The organism is Arthrobacter sp. Bi83 (assembly GCF_918698095.1).
In the GTDB taxonomy this organism is placed as follows: Bacteria; Actinomycetota; Actinomycetes; order Actinomycetales; family Micrococcaceae; genus Arthrobacter.
The window spans coordinates 1-20741 of the sequence record NZ_CAKKLY010000066.1 but is presented as its reverse complement, the minus strand read 5'-3'; the positions used below and the strand labels follow the sequence as shown (position 1 = coordinate 20741).

Annotated in this window: 21 protein-coding genes; 11 read left to right on the top strand and 10 right to left on the bottom strand. The window is 63.4% G+C overall.

Going from position 1 to position 20741, the window contains the following annotated elements; all coding sequences use genetic code 11:
• The first annotated feature begins 685 nt into the window (after positions 1-685).
• Positions 686-847, top strand: a complete 162-nt coding sequence (locus tag LQ144_RS20815) for a hypothetical protein (RefSeq protein ID WP_230121067.1) — start codon at positions 686-688, stop codon at positions 845-847.
• 48 nt (positions 848-895) lie between these two features.
• Positions 896-1135: a hypothetical protein gene (locus tag LQ144_RS20810; protein WP_230121065.1), complete on the top strand. Its 240-nt coding sequence runs from the start codon at positions 896-898 to the stop codon at positions 1133-1135.
• Positions 1136-1207: 72 nt separating this feature from the next.
• Here LQ144_RS20810 and LQ144_RS20805 read toward each other — a convergent pair whose 3' ends face one another.
• From LQ144_RS20805 to LQ144_RS20795, 3 genes are all read right to left on the bottom strand, one after another.
• A complete protein-coding gene (locus LQ144_RS20805) occupies positions 1208-2026 on the bottom strand; it encodes an IclR family transcriptional regulator (RefSeq protein WP_230121064.1) in 819 nt (272 codons plus the stop codon).
• Between the two features lie 299 nt (positions 2027-2325).
• Positions 2326-3132: an aldolase/citrate lyase family protein gene (locus tag LQ144_RS20800; protein ID WP_230121062.1), complete on the bottom strand. Its 807-nt coding sequence runs from the start codon at positions 3130-3132 to the stop codon at positions 2326-2328.
• A 122-nt stretch (positions 3133-3254) separates the two neighbouring features.
• Positions 3255-4553: an MFS transporter gene (locus tag LQ144_RS20795; protein WP_230121060.1), complete on the bottom strand. Its 1299-nt coding sequence runs from the start codon at positions 4551-4553 to the stop codon at positions 3255-3257.
• Between the two features lie 379 nt (positions 4554-4932).
• Between LQ144_RS20795 and LQ144_RS20790 the strand changes: the two genes are divergently transcribed.
• The 7 genes from LQ144_RS20790 (at position 4933) to LQ144_RS20760 (ending at position 11743) form a co-directional block, all read left to right on the top strand.
• Positions 4933-6333 (top strand): LLM class flavin-dependent oxidoreductase, encoded by a 1401-nt coding sequence (locus LQ144_RS20790; protein WP_230121058.1) that lies wholly within the window; start codon positions 4933-4935, stop codon positions 6331-6333.
• Positions 6334-6371: 38 nt separating this feature from the next.
• Positions 6372-7673, top strand: a complete 1302-nt coding sequence (locus LQ144_RS20785) for an NAD(P)/FAD-dependent oxidoreductase (RefSeq protein ID WP_230121057.1) — start codon at positions 6372-6374, stop codon at positions 7671-7673.
• A complete protein-coding gene (locus tag LQ144_RS20780) occupies positions 7670-8179 on the top strand; it encodes a flavin reductase family protein (RefSeq protein ID WP_230121055.1) in 510 nt (169 codons plus the stop codon). Before LQ144_RS20785 ends, LQ144_RS20780 begins: the two co-directional genes overlap by 4 nt.
• A gap of 32 nt (positions 8180-8211) precedes the next feature.
• Positions 8212-8763, top strand: a complete 552-nt coding sequence (locus LQ144_RS20775; protein WP_230121053.1) for a flavin reductase family protein — start codon at positions 8212-8214, stop codon at positions 8761-8763.
• Positions 8760-9176, top strand: a complete 417-nt coding sequence (locus LQ144_RS20770; protein ID WP_230121052.1) for an ester cyclase — start codon at positions 8760-8762, stop codon at positions 9174-9176. Before LQ144_RS20775 ends, LQ144_RS20770 begins: the two co-directional genes overlap by 4 nt.
• Positions 9177-9268: 92 nt before the next feature.
• The gene (locus tag LQ144_RS20765; RefSeq protein WP_230121050.1) at positions 9269-10852 is read left to right on the top strand and encodes an aldehyde dehydrogenase (NADP(+)); all 1584 of its coding nucleotides are present in this window, start codon (positions 9269-9271) and stop codon (positions 10850-10852) included.
• 105 nt (positions 10853-10957) lie between these two features.
• A complete protein-coding gene (locus LQ144_RS20760) occupies positions 10958-11743 on the top strand; it encodes a 2-hydroxypenta-2,4-dienoate hydratase (protein ID WP_230121048.1) in 786 nt (261 codons plus the stop codon).
• Between the two features lie 75 nt (positions 11744-11818).
• On the opposite strand, the gene LQ144_RS20755 is transcribed toward LQ144_RS20760, so the two are convergent.
• Positions 11819-13975: a glycogen debranching N-terminal domain-containing protein gene (locus tag LQ144_RS20755; RefSeq protein ID WP_230121046.1), complete on the bottom strand. Its 2157-nt coding sequence runs from the start codon at positions 13973-13975 to the stop codon at positions 11819-11821.
• A 580-nt stretch (positions 13976-14555) separates the two neighbouring features.
• On the opposite strand from LQ144_RS20755, the gene LQ144_RS20750 reads away from it, so the two are divergent.
• The gene (locus LQ144_RS20750) at positions 14556-15275 is read left to right on the top strand and encodes a VCBS repeat-containing protein (protein ID WP_230121044.1); all 720 of its coding nucleotides are present in this window, start codon (positions 14556-14558) and stop codon (positions 15273-15275) included.
• Between the two features lie 103 nt (positions 15276-15378).
• On the opposite strand, the gene LQ144_RS20745 is transcribed toward LQ144_RS20750, so the two are convergent.
• Positions 15379-16584: a glycerate kinase gene (locus LQ144_RS20745; RefSeq protein ID WP_230121042.1), complete on the bottom strand. Its 1206-nt coding sequence runs from the start codon at positions 16582-16584 to the stop codon at positions 15379-15381.
• 172 nt (positions 16585-16756) lie between these two features.
• Between LQ144_RS20745 and LQ144_RS20740 the strand changes: the two genes are divergently transcribed.
• A complete protein-coding gene (locus LQ144_RS20740) occupies positions 16757-17431 on the top strand; it encodes a GntR family transcriptional regulator (RefSeq protein ID WP_230121040.1) in 675 nt (224 codons plus the stop codon).
• Between the two features lie 92 nt (positions 17432-17523).
• Here the strand turns inward: LQ144_RS20740 and LQ144_RS20735 are convergent, their stop codons facing one another.
• The 5 genes from LQ144_RS20735 to LQ144_RS20715 all read right to left on the bottom strand — a co-directional run bounded on the left by LQ144_RS20735 (position 17524) and on the right by LQ144_RS20715 (position 20716).
• Positions 17524-17751 (bottom strand): hypothetical protein, encoded by a 228-nt coding sequence (locus LQ144_RS20735; RefSeq protein ID WP_230121039.1) that lies wholly within the window; start codon positions 17749-17751, stop codon positions 17524-17526.
• Complete coding sequence (locus LQ144_RS20730) at positions 17748-18479, bottom strand: GAF and ANTAR domain-containing protein (protein WP_230121037.1); 732 nt, start codon at positions 18477-18479, stop codon at positions 17748-17750. The genes LQ144_RS20735 and LQ144_RS20730 overlap by 4 nt, the downstream gene beginning before the upstream one ends.
• Before the next feature lie 123 nt (positions 18480-18602).
• Entirely contained in the window at positions 18603-19313 is a 711-nt protein-coding gene (locus tag LQ144_RS20725) for a GAF and ANTAR domain-containing protein (RefSeq protein WP_230121036.1), read from the bottom strand.
• Between the two features lie 329 nt (positions 19314-19642).
• Positions 19643-20068: a MarR family transcriptional regulator gene (locus tag LQ144_RS20720; RefSeq protein ID WP_230121034.1), complete on the bottom strand. Its 426-nt coding sequence runs from the start codon at positions 20066-20068 to the stop codon at positions 19643-19645.
• A 6-nt stretch (positions 20069-20074) separates the two neighbouring features.
• Complete coding sequence (locus tag LQ144_RS20715) at positions 20075-20716, bottom strand: DUF3618 domain-containing protein (protein WP_230121032.1); 642 nt, start codon at positions 20714-20716, stop codon at positions 20075-20077.
• Between the last annotated feature and the right edge of the window lie 25 nt (positions 20717-20741).

Here is a 20741-nt window from a genome sequence, read left to right as displayed (position 1 = left end):
GGCAGGCGTCGTGCCTGGCCTTCAGTCCGCTCCTGGGGCCGCCTTGATGACCAGGGCTTTATCGAGCCTGCAGATCATGACTCTTCCCAGGCCGGCATCCTGGATCATCCAGAAGACGCTGCGGTCTATGGCAATCATGTCTATCCTCCCGGAGATGGCGCTTCCGTCACTCCGAAGCACGCGAACAGCGTCACCCCGGGAGAGATGGGACCAATCCGGTACTGGCCGGGAAGGAAGGGCCGTTCTGCGGGTAAGGTTCCTGGGCCCTCTTGGAGTCACCTTCAGGTCTGGGGAAGCTGATTGCAGTGCTTGATGTCGCATGATGGCCGTCCGTTGGGGCTCGCTCTCGAATCCTGATTCGGCTGATGGGGGCAGTGGGCTTGAACGCGGTCGCCGTTGACGGCACTGCCAGACCGCCCCACATCTCAGGGTGTTCATACAGTGAACACGACGTTCAAGTTACCGTGACGTGGGTAACTCGTCAAGAGCGCGCCACCTTCACCCGATCTGGTTCGCGACTCCGTTGAGAAAACCTCTTGCAAAGCCAGGTGAGTCGCGCCACAATAGGAATACGTTCATAAATTGAACGTTACGTTCAGAAATAAACGAGCCGGGTGCGTTTCCCAGCCGAAAGTTTGCTCCCGTGGAACCCCTGGTTCCCTTCCCGGTCAGTGAGGACCTCATCATGAATGCTCTCCAGCGGACTCTCGTCACCGCCGTCGCTCTTTTCCACCACGCCACTACCCAGCCTGACCCAGGCTCCGGCTCCGCATCACCCGCCGCGGCCGGGGCGGGAGTTATAACCTGCGGCCCCTGGGAAGGGTTGTACTTCGAGGGCAGCGCCTAGCTCCCCCGCGGTACATCGGATCTTAGGACGACAGTCAGAGGTGAAGACATGACCCACTGGCGGCAGAAGCCCAAGCGAAACGACCCCAAGGTGGTCGGCGAGGTCCTCCGCGAACGAAACGAAAGAAGAACAGCTGCCCTGATCGCCTGCATCAGCGAGATGAGCAGGAGGCAGGGTCCGGACGCGGTTACTCATGCCCTGGTTGCTGAACGCGCCGGCGTGCCCGTCCAGTACGTGCAATGGAAATACCCCTCGCGCGAAACGCTCATCGCCCTCGCTCGTGCCTAACCCTGCGGGCGCATCGCTCCCGGAAGCAGGTCAAGGGAGGGGGCCTCAGTTGCGGCCAGGATTTTGAAGCTGCTAGGACAAAGCCTTCGCGACGTCGCGGGCCGCCTGGCGCAGCTGGTCGATGGTGTCGGGCAGCCGGTCCGATTTGAGGCGCTGGACGGGGCCGTTAACCGAGAGTATGCCGACCAACGCACCCGCAACGTCGCGGACGGGGCAGGCGACCACGAAGAGCCCCTCTTCAAGCTCGTCGTCAAGGATGGCGTATTCCTGCTCCCGGACCTGGCGCAGCTCCTTCATGAGAGCCTTCCGGCTGGTGATCGTGTGGGGAGTGTAGGATTCCAGCTTCTCGGGCAGCTCCGTTGCGATTTGCTCATCGCTCAGTTCGGCCAGCAGGACCTTTCCTGTTGCACTGGCGTGTACCGGGTAGGTTCCCCCCAGGTAAAGGTGCGAGACGTTCAGGTAGCGTGAGGCCGAGGCCTCGGCTATCACGTCATAAGCCAACTCACCCCGGACCATGGCGAAGCTGAATGTTTCATTGAGCTTCGCTGCATATTCGTCCAGAACGGGCTGAATCCTGGCGACAGCACCGGTGTAGGGATCGGCAATCCTGCCCAGACGGGCCATCTGCCATCCCAACAGATAGCGGTTGTCGACGCGGTCCACGAAGCCTGTCTGCTCGAGGCTCAGGAGCAGGCGGAAGGCTGTTGGGCGTGTCATCCCCACAGCGTGGGCCAATTCGGTGACGGTGATGCCTTGCCGGTGACGGCCGAGTTCGCTGAGGAGCACGGTCGCCTTGATGACGGACTTGTTGGTCAGGTCCACGGACTCATCGGCAGTCGGCGCTTCGGCTCCTGCCAGTTCCTGCACGTCTGCGCTTCGTTCCGTTGCCATGTCCGCTCCCGGTTCGAGTACTCAAGGCGGGCGGCCTTGTGATGTCGATACCCATCCTATGCTCTTTCAACTAGCGAACGGCGCGTTCAACCGGGGCTTCGAACACCGGCGCTTCCCTGCCACAAATGCGGTATGCGAACTCGTCCAGCCCCCTTTGCCGGTGAGCAGGACCGCGGCCACGCTCTCGGGCAACGGTTCCCGGCTCCGCAGATTGCTGCTGGCTCCAACGACTTCTTCGCTGGTGCTCATGGAACTCCTAAGTTCGTACGTGCCGGGCTTTGCCGGCTGTAGTCCTCGTGTCAGCTCATGACCTTTGCTGCATTGACCTGCCTGGATGCAGCAACGGCGTTGCGGGCCGCGACGGACAGCAGCCCGGTGTCAGAGGCGGTGGGCATGAAGCGGAATCCGAGGGCGGCCATCCTTTCGGAGAGTTCCGGCTCTCCGGTGTAGATACCGGGGGTGACGCCTGCTGCTGTGCAGCGGCGCGCGATGTCCGCGAGGATCCCGTCCGGTCCTTCGCCGGTCAGTTCCTCCAGTGTCACTCCCAGGCTGAGGGACAGGTCGTACGGTCCTACGAAAATGCCGTCCGGTCCGGTGGCGAGAATCTCGTCGAGATTGGCCAGACCGGCGGCTGTTTCGATCATCAGGATGCACAGGGTGTCATCCTGCGGGTTGCCCGTGGCGGGCTTTGGGTACCGGGGGCTTCGGCGGGTTGGTCCGTAGCTGCGGTTTCCGCGCGGGGGGAAGCGGCAGGCGGCTATGAGTGAAGCTGCTGACGCCGCATTCTCCACCGTGGGGAAGATGATTGCGCCTGCACCCGCGTCCAGGATTCGGCCGATGATTCCCATGTCGTGACCGGGAACGCGGACGATGGACGGTACCGAAAACAGGTGCGCAGCTTCGATCAGCGGCTGCATTTCGTGGGTTTCCGGGCCTCCGTGCTGGCCGTCAACGCAGATCCAGCCGAACCCTTCGGCTGCCAGGGTGTCCACGACGGCAGGATCGCGGAAGCTGACCCAAGCCCCGGCATGGATCTCACCGTCGTCGAGGATTAGACGCGGAGTCCGCAGCCCGCTGTTCCGTTCACTTTCACCGTAGATCTTCATTTCTTCGTTCTCCTTGTTGTCAAAGGTTGTTTGGGGCGAATATGCGCTTCGAACGGAAGGGCGCCCTGCCGACGCAAGCCCGGTCAGAGCACCCTTCCGTTCGCGTTTGCGTAGCCGCAGAGTTACTTGACTGCCACCTTGGCCAGGGGCGCTTTGGCCAGGGGTGCTGAGGTGTCGCTCAGGCTCAGGCCTTTGGTCTCCGGTGCCAGGTACTGGGAGATGACAGCACCCAGCACACAGATGCCGGCGGCGATCAGCATCGTGGTTCCCACGCCCAAGCTGTCCACCGACATCGGGAGGATGAATGTTCCCGCTGCTGCGCCGATTCGTGAAAACGCAGTGGCGAAGCCGACCCCGGCACCACGGATTTCCGTGGGAAAGACCTCGCCGGGGTAGACCCCGGTCAGGGCCGTAGAGACGGCGTTGAAAAAGGAGAAGATGATGAAGCAAACCAAGATAACCATCGGCGAGACGTGTGCGAACAGGCCGATGACCACCAATGCGACGGCGGCGATCCACATCGGCGGGATGGACAGCTTGCGGCGTCCGACCTTTTCGATGAGGAACATCGCGGCCAGGGAGCCGGCCACCACCACGCCGTTGAGCAGCAGCGCTCCGGCCAGGCCATCTTCAACGCCCAGGCTCTCAAGCACGATCGGCGCGAAGGTGGCGATCGCGAAGTACGGGGTGACGTTGCAGACCCAGTACATGCACACGAAGATCGTCGCGTAGCGGTATTGCGGGGAGAAGAGTTTGCGGAAATTGGGCTTCTCCGCCTTCTCGTACGCCAGGTCCCTGACGTCTGCTTCCTCCATGAACTCCTGGGCAACGGCGAGCCCCTCCTCAATCCGCCCCTTGCTGATGAGCCAGCGCGGGGATTCGGGGGAACCGAGCCGGAGCAGGAAGACGATCAGGGAAGGGACGGTGCTCATGCCCAGGATGATGCGCCAGTCGGCGTGGATCGATGTGGACAGGTAGTACCCCACGGCGTAGGAGATCAGGTAGCCGACGTACCAAGCTACCTCCTGGAATGCCATGAGCTTGCCCCTCAGCTTGGCCGGAGAGAATTCGACGAGCAACGGCCAGCCGATCGCGTAATCGGCGCCAATTGCCATACCCATGACGAGGCGGATCAGGAACAACTGCCAGGCATCCGCGACGAAGAACTGAGCAGCGGAGCCAAGCAGGAAGATGGCGAGGTCGACGATGAACATCGGCTTGCGCCCGACCTTGTCGGCCAAGTAACCGCCGATGGGGCCACCAAAGAAGATGCCGATCAAGGCAGAAGCGCCGATCAGGCCCTGCCAGGTGGCGGAGAGGCTCAGATCCGACGTCAGCGCCGGCATGACGAGCCCGATGCCGCCCAGGATGAAGCCGTCGATGAACATGCCGCCGGCGATCACCGCGCTGAGCTTGTACAAGAACCGCCTCTTTTGCGGATCCGGGGCGACCGACGACTGCAAAGATGGCCTCGGGGCCGGGGTAACAGGTGTATTCACGATGGACTTCCTTGTAGATCGTGCTATTTCGAACGGGATGAAAGCTCGCCTGCGATGTCAGCGCGGCGGATTTGGGGGGCTGAGTAGTCAGGCCCGATTCGTTCATTTTTCGAACGTCGTGCTCAAAAATATGGCATGCGCCACATCCCGTGTCAATAGCTGTTGCGTAATCTCCCTGACGAAAAAAGAACCCTTGACAGTGAGCTGGCTTACCTTCTAAATTGAACGCAGTGTTCAGTTTATGAACGTAGATCCCTAGTTGTCGCCTTGCCAGGCACGAGTCCAAGGAAGCACCGCTGCCATGAAAAATGAACCCCTGAGCCTTTTCGCCTTTGACGTCTTCGCCCCGTCCCATCTGACATCGGGGTCATGGCGCGCTGAGGGCGACCAAGGCTCCCGCTATACGGACCTGCAGTATTGGACGGGCGTAGCGCAGATGCTGGAAAAGTCGGGCTTCGACGGCATTTTCTTCGCCGACAACCTCGGCTATCACGATGTGTTCCGGGGGAACAGTGATGCCGCGCTGCGCGACGCCGCGCAGTTCCCCATCAATGACCCGACCGTGTTGATCAGCGGCATGGCGGCCGTGACGAAGCACCTCACCTTCGGGGTGACCTGCTCGGCGACGTATGAACCGCCCTATCTGCTGGCCCGCAAGTTCAGCACCCTGGACCACCTGACTTCCGGGAGGGTTGGCTGGAACATCGTGACCTCGTACTCGGAGGCCGCGGCCCGCAACCTCGGCAAGGTGCAGCAGCTTAGCCCGGCTGAGCGTTACGACCTTGCCGATGAGTACATGGACGTCGTCTACAAGCTCTGGGAAGGTTCATTCGAGGAGGACGCCGTGGCCCGGGATGCCGAATCGGCTACGTACATCGACCCGGCGAAGGTGCACCCGATCAACCACTCCGGCCAGCACTTCACTGTGCCCGGCTTCCACCTGTGCGAGCCGTCCCCCCAGCGCACGCCTGTGCTGTTCCAGGCCGGGTCGTCCTCCAGGGGCATGGAATTCGGCGGCAAGCATGCTGAGGCCGTCTTCATCCAGAGCACCTCCGTGGAGGGTGCCAAGCGCTCAGTGGCCAAGCTCCGCCAGGCAGTGGCAGACGCGGGCCGCGACCCCCGCGACGTCAGGGTAGTCATCCTGCTCACTGTGGTGGTGGCTCCCACCGACGAAGAAGCCCAAGCCAAGTACCAGCAGGCCGTGGAGAACGCACCAATCGATGGAATCCTGGCACGCTTCAGCGGTTGGACCGGCATCGATATGTCCGAGTACGACTTGGACACCCCCTTGCGGTCCGTTGGAACGAAGGCAGGGCAGTCGATGGTGGACATGTTTTCCAAGGCCGACCCCGACCGGGACTGGACCCCGCGCCAGATCGCCGAATTCCTCGCCGTCGGCGGTACAGGTTCCACGATCATCGGCTCCCCGGAAACCGTCGCCGCAGAACTGCGCCGCTGGCGTGACGAGGCCGACGTCGACGGCATCAACCTCAGCTACATCACCAAGCCCGGCAGCTGGGAAGACTTCATCGAGCTGGCCCTGCCCGAACTCCGCGCCCAGGGAATCGTTTCCCCAGCCCGCCCGGAAGACCAGGAACCGGTAACACTGCGGGAAAAGCTCTTCCCCGGCCACAAGTACACGCTGGACTCCCACCCCGCCACCGAACACCGTACCAAGCACCTGAGCGAAGCCACCCGCTGACGCCCAGCTGAACCAGCAATATCAACGGAGATACTTCAATGACTAAACAGACAGACGTAGTCGTCATCGGTGCCGGTCTTGCCGGCCTCATCACTGCCCGTGAGCTCGGCAACCGCGGCCACAACGTGGTCGTCCTGGAAGCCCGCGACCGTCTTGGCGGCCGCTTGTGGACCGATCGCCGCCTGGGCCAGAACCTGGAGATCGGCGGCAACTGGCTGCACTGGACCCAGCCGCATGTCTGGGCCGAGGTCACCCGCTACGGCCTCGAGGTTTCCCGCGGCCCGCGCTCCGAGGAAACGTTCTGGCTCGCCGGGGACGAAGTGCGCCGCGGCACGCTGGAAGACTTCATGTCACTGATCGACCCCGGCATGACCCGGCTGCTCGAAGACACCATGAAGTGGCTGCCCCGACCGGATGCACCGCTGACGGTGGAGAACCTGGCCGACGTCGACCAGTACAACCTGCAGGAAATGCTGGACAAGCTGGACCTCTCCGAGGACGAGCGGAACGCGAATGAGGCAGCCTGGGTGGGCCACTTCAACGCACCCCTGGACCAGTGCGCCTACGTCAACGCCCTCCGCTGGACCGCCGCATCATCCGGCCATTGGCACCTCATGCACGAGGCCTCAGCGATCTTCCGTCTGAAGAACGGCAACGACACGCTGACCAAGGCGATCGCCGAGGACACCAACGCTGACATCCGCCTCAACGCCCCGGTGACCGCCGTCCGCCGCAACAGCGGGGGAGCCACCGTCACCTACGGCGATGGCCAGGAAATCGAGGCCAAGAAGGTCGTCATCACCCTGCCGCAGAACGTGCTGCACAAGCTCGATGTCCAGCCCGCCCTGTCCGACGGCAAGCTCGCCGCCAGCCGGGAAAAGACCGCGTCCCAGGGCGTCAAGGCCTGGATCCGGGTCAGGGGACCCATCAAGCCGTTCTTCGCCTACTCGGCCCAGGACAAGCCCCTGTCCGTAATCCGCACCGAATTCATCGGTGAAGACGACGCCGTCCTGGTCGGCTTCGGTGCCGACGCGGACCGCATCGACGTGACCGACATCGAACAGGTCCAGGAAGCCATCAAGGTATGGCGCGACGACCTGGAAGTCCTCGAGGTGGCCGGCCACCACTGGATGTCCGATCCTTACGCCGAGGAGACCTGGCAGATCCAGCGCCCCGGCCAGCTCACCAAGTACCACCGGGAACAGCAGGTCAGCGAGGGCGCACTGCATTTCGCCAGCGGCGACATTGCCAACATCTGGGCCGGCTTCTTCGACGGCGCTGTCGAGAGCGGCCTGCGCGCCGGCCGCAACATCCACGCAGAGCTCCAGGAACAGCCATGAGCGCCCCCGCACTCGAAGGTCGTCGGATCGACTCCGACCAATACCGGGCCGTCATGCGGCACCTGCCCACCGGCGTTGCCGCGATCTGCTCCACGGACCCGGTCACGGGGGCCCAAAACGGCATGATCGTGGGAACCTTCGCCTCACTGTCAATGGAGCCCCCGCTGGTGACCTTCAGCGTCACCCACACCTCCACAAGCTGGCCCAAAATTGCAGAGATCGGACGGTTCAGCGTCAGCCTCCTCTCCGATGACCAGCAGCAGGTCTGCCGTGCACTCTCGGCGAAGGGTGAGGACAAGTTCAGCGCCGTGAACTGGTCCGAATCCGGGTGGGGCACTCCACACATCCACGGTTCGCTTGCCTGGTTCGACTGCCGGACCGAGCAGCAGATCGTTGCCGGAGACCACCTGATCGTCGTCGCCAGCGTGCTGGAAATGACGCCCGGCGAGGGAACTCCCCTCATCTTCCACGGCGGTCGCTTCGGAAGCTTCCGTGAAATCGCCTGACCTGCGAAGCCGCCTGATCAAGGAGCACTGATATGGACATCACCCCAGCAACAGCCGCCACCCCCGTGGCCGACATCACGCCCGCCTACTACCGACAGGTACTGGGCAAACTTCCCACCGGCGTCGTGGCCATCACCGGCGTCAACGATGACGACGAAAGACTCGGCCTCGTCGTCGGCACCTTCCAGTCCCTGTCACTGGACCCGCCGCTGGTCATGTTCTGCGTCGACAAGTCGTCCTCCACCTGGCCGAAACTGCGCAAGCTCCAGAACTTCACAGCCAACATCCTCTCCGATGACCAAGTCAGTATCTGCCGGTCCCTGTCCCGCAAGGGACCCCAGAAGTTCGAAGGGCTCCCCTGCACCACAGGCCCCTTGGGAACCCCGCACCTGGACGGCGCGACTGCCTATATCGACTGCGTCGTCACAGCCGAGGTCGTGGTGGGCGACCACTACATGGTGGTCGGAGCCGTGACCAACATGAACGAAGGAACCGGCAACGCCCTGATCTTCAGGGGCGGCAAGTTCGGCCAGTACCAGCCCATCGAAATCCCGGCACCGGAAGTAGCAAGGAGTGCATCATGAACCGACGGGAAACCATTCTCAACGCCTGGAACCGCGCCTGGGGCGACGGGGACCTCACGGACTTCGAGCAGCTGCTCGCACCCGGGTACGTCCGCCGATCCAAGTCAGGCAGTGAAGATTACGCCAGCCTGAGGAAAACCATCGAGGCCACCCACGCAGCCTTCCCGGACACAACCACCGAGATCCTGCACATCATCGAAGACGGAGCCACCGCCGCGATCCACTGGCAGACCCAGGGCACGCATCAGGGTGAATTCATGGACGTCCCCGCGACCGGCCGGAGCATCACCGTTTCCGGCGCATCCTTCCTCCGCTTCGAAAACGACCAACTTGCAGAGGAATGGGTGGTCTGGGATCCACGCGAGCTCCTCTCAGCTCTCGGCATCTGGCACCTGGGACCCGGCAACGCCTAGGCAGAACGCCCACGGGCGCTTACCGACCACGGGCAGCAGCCCCTCCCGCACCGCCGCCCACACATGCTTTCAACCGCCCAGGAGGCGCGACAATGACTCTTCAAGGACATTCCCTCATCGCTGGGGAGACCGTCACCGGCACCAGCGGAACGACCTACGGGATTAACCCCGCCACGAACGAACAGCTGGAACCGGCCTACACCCTCATCAGCGAGCAACAGCTGAAAGCTGCCACGGACGCAGCCACCGATGCCTTTGACTCCTTCAGCACCCTCGAACCCGAGCAGCATGCGCGGTTCCTGGACGCAATTGCCGAGAACATCGACGCCATCGGTGATGAACTGATCGAGCGGGCCTCCACAGAAACCGGGCTCGGCGCCGACCGGCTGCGGGGCGAACGGGCCCGCACCACAGGACAGCTGCGGCTCTTCGCTGACGTCGTGCGACGGGGAGACTTCCGTGGTGTCCGCATCGACCCGGCTCTGCCCGACCGGGCTCCCCTTCCGCGGGCCGACATCCGGCAGCGCCAGATCCCGCTCGGCCCCGTAGCCGTTTTCGGCGCCAGCAACTTCCCGCTGGCCTTCTCCGTCGCAGGCGGCGACACAGCCTCGGCCTTCGCAGCCGGCTGCCCGGTGATCGTCAAGGCACACAACGCCCACCCCGGCACCGCCGAGCTGGTCGGCCAGGCCATTGTCAACGCCGTCCGCGACCTTGACCTGCACCCGGGCGTCTTCTCCCTTATCTACGGCTCGGGTGCGAGCATCGGCCAGGCGCTGGTGGCGGATCCCGCCATTAAGGCGGTGGGCTTCACCGGTTCCCGCGGCGGCGGTACCGCGCTGATGCGCACGGCTGCAGCCCGCCCGGAACCGATCCCGGTCTATGCGGAAATGTCCTCCATCAATCCTGTCTACGTTTTCCCCGGCGCGCTGAACGGGGACGTTGAAACGCTCGCCCAGCAGTACGTCGCCTCCGTCACCGGCAGCTCGGGGCAGCTCTGCACGTCGCCCGGGCTGGTTTTCGTTCCCGCCGGTGAGGCCGGAGACCAGTTCACGGCGGCCGTAACCGAGGCTGTCACGCAGCTTTCCGGACAGACCATGCTCAGCGGCGGGATCGCCTCTGCCTGGGAACACGGCCATAATGCGCTGGAGTCCGCCGCCGACGTCGAGCTGATCGGCCGGGGCAAGGGCGGCCCGACCGCGAACGCGCCAGCCCCCGCAGTGTTCGGGGCGGACCTGGATGTCTTCACCACAAACCCGGTGCTGCATGAGGAGGTCTTCGGCGCCGCCAGCCTCGTCGTCCGCTACAAGGGAGTTGAAGACCTGATCGAGGCCACCCGATTGCTGGAAGGACAACTCACGGCCTCGCTGCACGTGGCCGAGGAGGACTACCCCGTTGCCTCGGGCCTGATCCCTGCCCTGGAGCGCAAGGTCGGCAGGATCCTCATCAACGGATGGCCCACGGGTGTGGAAGTCGGCCACGCCATGGTCCACGGCGGCCCCTACCCGGCCACGTCCGATTCGAAGACGACGTCGGTGGGCACACTGGCGATCAACCGGTTCCTGCGCCCGGTGGCGTACCAGAACTTCCCGGAGCAGCTGCGCCCGGCACCCCTGCAGGATGCGAACCCGTGGAACGTCAACCGGCTGGTCGATGGCAAGCCCGAACAGGCTGGCTAGAAACTTCCGCGCACCTCATGCTTCCGGCCCCGGATAGACCTCTCCCAACACAGAATCATCCGGGGCCGGAAATCCACCTTTACCAGGCAGACAAAGGACTTCATCATGCCAACCATTACGCTCGAAAACATCGCGGACACCCTCCGCACGGCCCGCCTTCAGGGCGAACCGATCGCAGCCCCGACCGAGACGTGGCCGTCTCTTGACGCGGATGCCGCATTCGAAGTGCAAAAGATCAACGTCAGCCACGCCGTGGCCGACGGCGACCGTCTGGTGGGCTACAAGCTCGGCAACATCGCCAAGGTCATGCAGGACGCCTTCGGCCTCGACCAGCCGGACTACGGGCATCTGCTGGCCAGCACCTTCACCTACGAGGGCACCACGCTCGACCGGAATAAGTTCATCGAACCCTTCGTTGAACTCGAGCCCGCATTCGTGCTGAGAGGGCACCTCGGCGGCCGCAACACCACCATCGCAGACGTCATCAATGCCATCGATTACGCTTTGCCGGCGATTGAAATCATCGACTCCCGGGTCAAGGACTGGGCGATCGGACTCCCGGACACGCTGGCGGACAACGGCTCCACCGGGGCCATCATTCTCGGCGGCACCCCCCGGCACGTCACGGACCTGAACCTGCGCGACACACGGGGCGTCCTGCGGTTCAATGACCGGGAAGTTATCGCCGGGACCACCGGCAACATTCTCGGCAACCCGTTCGCCGCCGTCGCCTGGCTCGTCAACCGCCTCGCCGACTACGACGTCGAGTTCGAACCCGGGCAGGTCATCCTCCCCGGCAGCTGCCTGCAGGCAGTCCCCATGAAGGATGCCGGCCGCTGGTCAGGGACCTTCGAAGGCTGGGGCACCATCGAATTCGACGTCTCGGTTTAGCAGAGAGCCGAACCGGTGTGCCCGCCCCTGTACGGGCCGGGCACATCGGTCAGAACCTGCTTCAAGACGGTCTGGCTAGTCCTCGTTTCCCAGCCCCGCTTGCTCCATGAGTTCCGTCAGCCATGGCCGGTGTTCACGGTGGAACGCTATCCCTTCGGGCAGACCCTGAACGGTTGGTTCAGATCCCTTGATATCGATGGTGATGCGGCCGGCCGCCATTGGCGCATTGGTGATGTGCAGGTCACCGTATGAATCGGGGAGTGCCGGGTCCATCCAAAAGCCGCCACGGGAAATGTGGGCGTCGTACCGCATCAGGCTTGTAATCAACATGATCGGCGTGGTCGCTGCCCACGCCTGTGGGGAACAGGCCGTTGGATAGGGCACAGGCTCGGCGACCTGGTCACGGCTGAAACCGCAGAAGAGTTCCGGGAGACGGCCGTCGCTGTAATCGGCCGCCTCGAACAGGGCGGTGGCGATGCGCTGTGCCTCTTCCACGAAGCCGTACCGCATCAGTCCGACGGCGATGATCGCGTTGTCATGCGGCCAGACCGAGCCGTTGTGGTAGCTCGCGGGGTTGTAGGCGCCCATGTCGCTCGCGAGTGTTCGCACACCCCAGCCGCTGAACATCTCGGGGGACATGAGCCTTTCGGCTACCAGGGGGACCTTGTCTTCATCCATGATGCCGTGCCACAGGCATTGCCCCATGTTGGAGGCGCATGCATCGACTTGCCGTTTCCGGCCGTCCAGGGCGATAGCGTAGTAGCCGCGGTCGGGCATCCAGAATTCCTCGTTGAATTTCTTTTTCAGCTGTGCTGCTTCCGCGGCGAGCCGGGCCGCCAAAGGCGCGTCACCGGCGTCGTACGCCAACAAAGCCCGGGCCAGATATGCGCTGTAGGTCAAAGCCTGGACCTCGCACAGCGCGATAGGGGGTTCGGCGATACGACCGTCCGCGAAGTTGACGCCGTCCCAGGAGTCCTTCCAGCCTTGATTGATGAGGCCTTGGTCATTGAGGCGCTCATACTCGACGAAGCCGTCGCCGTCCCTGTCCCCGTAGTCCCGAACCCAGTCCAGCGCGCGGTCGGCGTGAGGCAGCAGTGCGGCGATGGTGTCCTTGGCGAAACCCCAACGGCTAACCGATGCGAGTGTCATCACGAACTGTGGAGTCGCGTCCACGCTGCCGTAGTAGACGGACTTGCCGCCCAGGGAAAGCCCGCTGGAGACGCCGAGCCGGACCTCGTGAAGAATCTTCCCCGGTTCCTCCTCGCTCATGGGATCCACCACCCGGCCTTGGCGGTCAGCCAGCGTCTGCAACGTGCCCAGTGCCAGCGACGGGTCCACCGGTAGGGCCATTTCCGAAGCCGTGAGCGAGTCCCGGCCGAAGAGCGTCATGAACCAGGGCGCCCCGGCGGCCACGACGATCCGCTCCGGATGGGCGGGATCCTCAATGCGCAGCGCGCCCAGATCGTCGTAGCTGCGGCGCAGAGTCCGTTCGATGGAACGGTTGCCTATATGCAATTTGGGAATCCTCGCTACCCAATCCTGGCGCCGACGGTCGCTGGGAGACATCTCACCTCGAACCGGACGAACAAACGACGCCACCGGTGCAGAGCCGTCGACAGTGGGCACCACGGTCAGCAGGGTGCTCCACTCTCCATGTGGCGGGACAACCACCCGGTAGGTCAGGGCCTCCGGGGTGACGTCGGCGCCGCTGGAATAAACGACGACGCCCTTCCGGACGTCCTGCCAGACCGCCCTAATGGTCAGCGAGTCCGCGTCCGCGTGACGGGATTCTTCCCAGTGCCGTTGGACGCGCGCCTCTTTCACCTCGAAGAGATCCGCGAAGTCCGATTCGACGTTCAGGTTTACCACGCATGCGGCTTCGTCCGAGGAGTAGTTCCGGATGGTGATCTCCTCAAGGACCCCGACACCCACTTCCCGCAGGCGTTCCACGATCAGCGGACTGTCCGCGTACCCATCGGAGCGGGGGACGCGGCCAATGAACAAGGCCCGATAAGGTTCCTTCGCCGATGCTGTCAGCGGCTCCAGAGGCTGCCCATTGATTGCCAGGTTCCAGCGGGACAAGATGCGGGTGTCCTCGTGGAAAACACCGTGCGGATGCTCCGGATGGATGTCACCATTCGCCGACGAAATACAGAAGGATGAACCCTCCACCAAAGTAACCGTGCCTGCCCCCACAGGCCCGGCAGCCGTGTCAGCATTCCATCCAGCCATCCCCGCCTCCTTCAACGGTTCAAGACCGGGGCGGCGTTATGCGAGTCTGGGTCCAGCCATCGATCGCCCTTACCCCGTTGGCTAGACGCTACGCCTGTACTGCCTCGGATAATAGGCACTCGGCCCGTCCAACATTGAGCCTGGTCGCAGTCGCGTCCTTCGACTCCTAAGTACTTCTGCTAATTCTCTGTCGCCCACCCGCACACGCACTTCGGGGGCAGCGGAAATCGATTGGTTGAACAGTGGTCGGGAGGGGAGAGGCCGCGCACTGACCAGAAAATGCACTGTAGGGCACCTCGCCAAAACGCAAACGGACGACGGCGGGACGTCCCGCCGTCGTCCGCTGTGTTGACCTTGTTTCGCTCCGATGTAATAAACGCGACTTCCCCGGAAACTAAGCGAGTGTACTCACAACGCATATTGGGGAGGCTCGACAGCTACATGAAAAAGACCATTCGCACCAGAGCAGGGCTGGTAAGTATCGCCGCAGCACTGTCCCTCGCGGTATCCGGCATCCTGCCTGCCCAGGCGGCAGACACCGCACACCAACTGGAACTTCGCAATCGACTCAACCGCGAATGTGGTTGCTTATGATGGCGCCGGCACTCTCTGGTCCTATTCCTGGATGTCACCCGGGGTGACGCCGCAGCGCAGGGCCATTGGGCCGGCAGGGTCTACGGTCCCGAAGGTTTTCTTCGTTACCAACTGGAACTCTGACGATGCCGGTGTTCCGGATCTGATCGTGCAGAACAAGAACGGCACCCTGACATACCGTGAGGGAATCAGCACCGGCGGGTTCCACGATTACGCGATCGGCACCGGCTGGCAGAACTACGAGATCACCGTGGGCCAGTGGAAGAAGACGGACAAATACCCGTCCATCATCGCCAGGAACAACGCCACGGGTGACTTGTTCCACTACGGAAACCCGTCGGGGAAGGGTCTTTCACCGCGGGTGAGGATCGGCCGCGGCTGGAATGGGCTGTCCTTCAATCTGCTGGACTGGGATAGGGACGGCAACAACGACGTTGTTGCCAAAAATTCCTCCGGGCAACTCAAGTTGTACCGGACCAACGGTGCCGGATCGTTCATCTCCGAACCCCGCGCGACTATCGGCACCGGCTGGAACGCCATGAGCTCCATCCGCGCCATGTCAGGACTCACCGGCAACGGGACGGTCGGCCTGATGGCTCGGGACAGTGCGGGGGTCCTTCACTACTACCCGGCAAACAGGAGCGCTTGGGCGCCGCGGCAGACCTTCACCAAGGGCTGGGCTCTGTACACCATCGCAGGCAACTGACGGCGTGGTGTGTCACGAAGGACTTATTTTGGGACGCCTGCGAGCATTGCCGACGGGCGTCAGGGGCGCTGGAAACATCCCGTATTTAGGCCACGCCCGGGATTTATGGCGCGAATGGGCCTGAGGCGAGGGCGCGGAGAATTCGCCCGGCGTTCTGCAGTGCGTTGGTCGCCTGGGCTGGATCTTTGGATGTGTCTTGGGCCGTGAGGTCCCGCAGCGCTATTACCTTTGACAGGCCTAGTTGGCGGGCTGCTTGCTGGTCCAGGGTCGAGGCGCCAACGACTGCAGCCACCGGGGTGTTTCCTGCGCGGCTGCATACGGCGGAGATAAGTTTGCCGCCTGATGTCTGGTCGTCGAGGCGTCCTTCTCCGGTCACGAGCATGTCGCACTGCTGCGCGTGCGTGTCGAAGCGCAGCAGATCCAGGAAGTAGTCGGCTCCGGAGACGAGGGAGCCGCCCAGAAGGAGGAGGCCGAAGCCAATGCCCCCGGCGCTGCCGGCTCCGGGGATATCGGCGAGGGCGGGCGCGTCGATGTTTGGGATGGTGTTGCAGGCTTGGACGAGGGCGCGGAGGCCTTGGTCGAGCACCGCGACCAGCTCAGGGTCCGCTCCTTTCTGCGGTCCGAAGACGTGCGCGGCCCCTTGAACTCCGCATAGGGGGCTGGTTACGTCGCTGGCACCGATGAGTTCAATTCCATCGAAGTCGAATGCGGTCCTCAAATCGACGTGCGCTATTCGGTGAAGTGAGCCTCCGTCCGGTTCCAGCAGGCGTCCTTGTTCGTCCCGAAACTCCGCGCCGAGGGCGGCAAGCATTCCGGCCCCGCCATCGGTGCTGGCGCTGCCTCCGAGGGCAATGACGATGGTCTTCGGTTCCAGGAGCGCAGCAGCCAGGATGGCTTCGCCCAAGCCCCGGCTCGACGCCGCCAAGGGACGTAACGGGCCCTGCACCGTGGCAAGACCGCAGGTTCCTGCCACTTCCACCACCGCTGTTGTCCCGTCAAAGGCGATCTGGGTGAACTGCACTTCGCCGTCGGCGTTGTGGACCTCAACTGTTTGCGCCCGTGAGCCGGCGAACACGGCTGCCTCGACGCTCCCGTCTCCGCCATCGGCGAGGGGGAGGACTGTTACCTGGACCTGTGCGTCGGTGGTCAGGGAGTCGATTCCTGAGCGGATGGCTTCGGCGACGCCAAGCGCACTCAGGCAGCCTTTGAACTTGTCAGGGGCGACCAGAACGCGCGTGGCACGGGGGGCGGCGTCACGGGCATGCGGACCGGATTCCTCGCGGGGGCGGCCGGCTGTGAGTTGACTCATGCTGTTTCCTTCAGTGCGGTGTTGGGGAGGGCTATGCGTCGTTGCTGTGTCCAACAAAGTAGACATCACAAAACTCATATTGTCTAGCAATTTATATAATTTTGTCTGACAATCACAAGTGGATGTGCCTAACCAAAGGCGATAAAGTGGCGGGGAAACAGAGGAGTTCCCAGTGACAGCCCAGCCAGCGACCGCGTCCCGCGTCGATGTCATAGCCGATGACATGCGCTCGCGGATTCTGCGCGGCGAATACGTTGGCGATACCTCCTTCACCGAAACGGACGTCGCCACCCGCTACGACGTAGCCCGGCCCACCGCGAAGGCCGCAATAGAAAAGCTTGTTTCCGAATCAGTGCTCGAGCGCAGCACGAACAAGACGGCAAGAGTCATCAAACTCGGGCCCGAAGATGTCCGCGACATCTACTTCACGCGGGCGCGGCTTGAAAAAGCCGTCCTCCTGCAACTGGCGCAGGCACGTTCGGTTCCGGCCGGAGCAATAGCCGCCCAGCGGGAACTCGAACTACTGGACGCCAACTCCGGCTTTGACACCGTGGACCCGGACATGCGCTTTCACATGGCACTCGTGGACAGTATCGGCAGTCCAAGAACCAGCCGCATGTACGGCTCACTCGTCTCCCAGGTCAAACTCTGCATGGCCCAGATCCAGGGCCTCCAGCTCGTCCAGCCCGAACGCATCATCAAAGAACACCAACACCTGCTCGAACTCATAGAAGCCGGCGACGGAGCCGCTGCCAGCAACGTCCTCGACGAGCACCTTAGCCGCCCCAGAGAACGCCTCGTGGCCGCCGTGGGCGGAGTGCCGGGCCCGGAAGCGTTCCGCGACTAAATCCCGGGACTCGCCATCTCCTTCCCTGTTGGAGACGCGAGGGTGCCGGCCCGCCCCTGACGGTCACTTCTGATCCCTGCCGGGTTCACGGCTCACGCCTTCTGAGCGTTGCCAAGTTCGTAGATGGCGTGGTCCAGGAGGTCCCGCTGGATGGGGCGCAGCATGTATGAGCCGTGGAGGTAGGCGTCAATTTCCATGGTTCCCGCGTCTCCGCCGATGCTGAAGTAGTGCATCCATAACTCATCGACATCAAGGTCGGCCTGCCGGAATGCTTTGGCCGTCAGGTCCCGTTGAGCCTCGCCGTCCGAGTCAACGCTCATGGCGTTCGGTCGAGGTCCGTCGTCGGTTCAAGAGTCTCGTGGGCTACGGCGCTAAGAGGGATCTCCTGCGTGCGGGCGCGTGCGATCATGACCTGCAGGGCGGCCCTCTCGCTCACGCGGAGGCGCTCCATGAGCACGCCCTTGGCCATGTCAATCAGGCTCCGGCTGTGCAGGGCGTCCTTCAGTGCGTCACTGAGTTGCTCGGCGCGTTCCCGGGCCTGGAGGTTGGCCAGGATGAGCGCAGCAGGTCCGGCAAGAAGGGACAAGACCTGTTCGCTGCGTTCGTCGAAGGCGTGGGGCACATCTGCATAGACCTTCATCGCGCCAATAGCCTCGGGTTCACTGCGTCCGGTCACGTCCGGAACCAGGAGGGGAACGCTGATGCAGGACAGTAAGCCAAGACGGGCGCCCGCCCTGCTCCATTCCGGCCAGTGTTGATCATGGCGAAGGTCGTCCACCCGCACCGTCTGGGCGCTCGCCCAGGCCGCGAGGCAGGGTCCATCGCCGAGATCGTACTGCAGCCGGTCGGCCCGCTTCACGATGCTGTTGGTGGACGCTGTGCTCGTCGGCCGGCCGTGGGCATCGATGAGCGTGCCTCCGGCGCCGACGCTGCCGGGCAGGCTTTGGTGCGCTGCCTGTGCAATGTTGGCGACGGCCCGGTCAACCACTGGTTCTGTGAGCAGGAGGCCCGTGACCCGAGCGAAGATCTCGGGCAGCTCGCCTGCCATTGGGTGCTTCCGCGTCACTGGCTGGCCTCACATGTCATCAGGGTCGTGAGCATCCCTCTGGAGGGATACGTCCGGCAGGTGCTTCCCATCATAGTGCTGCGCCCTGCAAGGACTGCCGTGGGCTTACTGCTGTGCTTCGTCATCACGTTTCACCTGCTCTGGGAGCTTTGAGCCGTTCAAGATGTCCGTGGCTATCTGCTTCAGTTGTTGTTTGCTGGACCGTGCCATCTCATGCAGAAGAGTGGCAGCATCCTCGCGGCTGCCCCGGGTTTGGGCCATGATGAGGCTCAGGGCGGCGTCAATGATTGCCCTGGACTGCAGCGCCCCGTGCAGGCCTTCGGGATGGATCTCCAGCCGGTGCACCCGAAGCGCCAAGCGGAGAATCCGGGACAGCGGCACCGCATACGATTCCACCGCGGCAATGGTTGCCGCATTAAACGTGTGTGTGCTCCGGGCATAACAATTGAGAGCTGCCGCTGCGTTCGGTCCTGCATTTACCGGAACGGCAAGGACCGATGTGATGCCGTCGTCCGTGACCGCCTGTGAGTACCGACTCCACCGTTCGGACGTTTTGAGGTCCGAGACGAGGACGGTTCGGTTTTCCCGGAGCGCTGTGAGGCAGGGGCCGTCGTCGAATCCGTACTGTCTTTCGTCCATCTGCTTGGCACTGTCGCTGCTGCTGGCCGCGGTGACCGGCCGCCCGTCACGCTCGAGTGAAATCGCGCACAGCATCGGTTCGGGTGCGGCGAGTTTCGAAGCAGAGAAGACCGTCAGTTCAAGGAGGAAATCGTCAAATCCGGGGCTTTCCAGCAGGAGATCCTGCAGTTGTTCCATCGTCGGCGACGGGAGTTGCCCTGGCGCCGGTGGCCGGCCAGACTCAGCGGTCATCGCATGCCTCGATCCACTTGGAGCCGGGTCCCCCGATCCGTCTTTTTTGGCCGGATTCAACGTCCGGGGATGATCGCGGACTCCTTGCGTCCACGGCCATGACGCGACAAACAGGCCGAATACGACCCCGGGAGTCCTGAAGTTGGCTCCGCACTTGGTGATCGCTTCGCCGCTGATTCTGAGCCTACTCTCCATGGACCGCGCAGGAAACAAGTGCAAGCAGGGGCCCCGGAATATCTGCGGCGGCCTGGGCGCCGGAGGCCAGACGTGGAACGCTACATCCGCAGGTCGCGGATGTAGCGTTCCAGGTCGAGTCGCAGGGCGGATTCGGTATCCGGCCTGCTCCGTTTAAGCCGCTGGACGAGCGTTTCGGCGGTGGCGAGCACTTTCCGGCCGTTGTGCGTGAGCCGGATATTTGTGTAGCGGCGGTCGCCGGCGCGTTCTCTGCTCAGGAAGCCAAGCCCCTGGAGTCGGCGGACCACCCTGCCCAGGCTTTGCTTGCTCACACAGAGCAGCGCGGCGAGGTCGGACACGGTGACCGGCTCGAGTTCCGCCACCGACTCCATTATGTCCAGCGAGGCTTTGGTCAAGCCCAACTGCGTGAGGTTGCGGTTGATCTGCAGCTCATCCAGACGGGCAGCGATGCTGAGGAGCCGGTGTGTTGGCCAGCGTTCCGGTCCTGTCGAATGAGCCAGGCTCATGCTGGCTCACGTGTTTTGGACGTGGTCCTTGGCATCCGTGGCGGTCTCTTTGACCTCGGAGGCGGCAGTTTGCCCTTCCTCCTTGACGTGCTGGGCGGCGTCGGTGGCGGTGGCTTTGACGTTTTCCATGGCTTCTTGGGCGGGTTCCTTCAAACCCTGCGCCATGTCCTTGGCTGCTTCGGTCAGCTGCGTGGTGACCGGTTCCGCGGCGGATTTTAGGGCGTCGGCAGCCTCGCGTTCCTTCTCGCTCGGCGGGATCAGCGAGGAGACCAGCAGCCCGGCGCCGAACGCGATCAGGCCGGCGGCGAGAGGGTTGCCCTGGGTTTTGGCGGCCGCCTTGTGCGGGACATCGCCGATGGCCTCGCCTGCGTCGTGAAGGGTGGAGCCGACCGCGTCGGTGGCGTCACTGATGGCGCTTCCGGTGCTGTGGGCGGCGTGGTGTGCGGTGCCGGAGGCGCTGTGAGTGGCGTGTTCGGCGGTGCCCATGACTTTCTCCTTTACTCCGAAAACGGCGTCCTTGACCTTGCTGGTCTGGCGGTGGACGATGTTGGACGGTGTTACTTTGTCGGCCACGGCGTCCACGTTGGTGCCGAGGCGTGCGCGGGTGGCTTCGATGTCGGCGCGGATGGCGTCCGGGTTTTCACTCATCGGTGGTCTCCATTGGGTTTCAGGG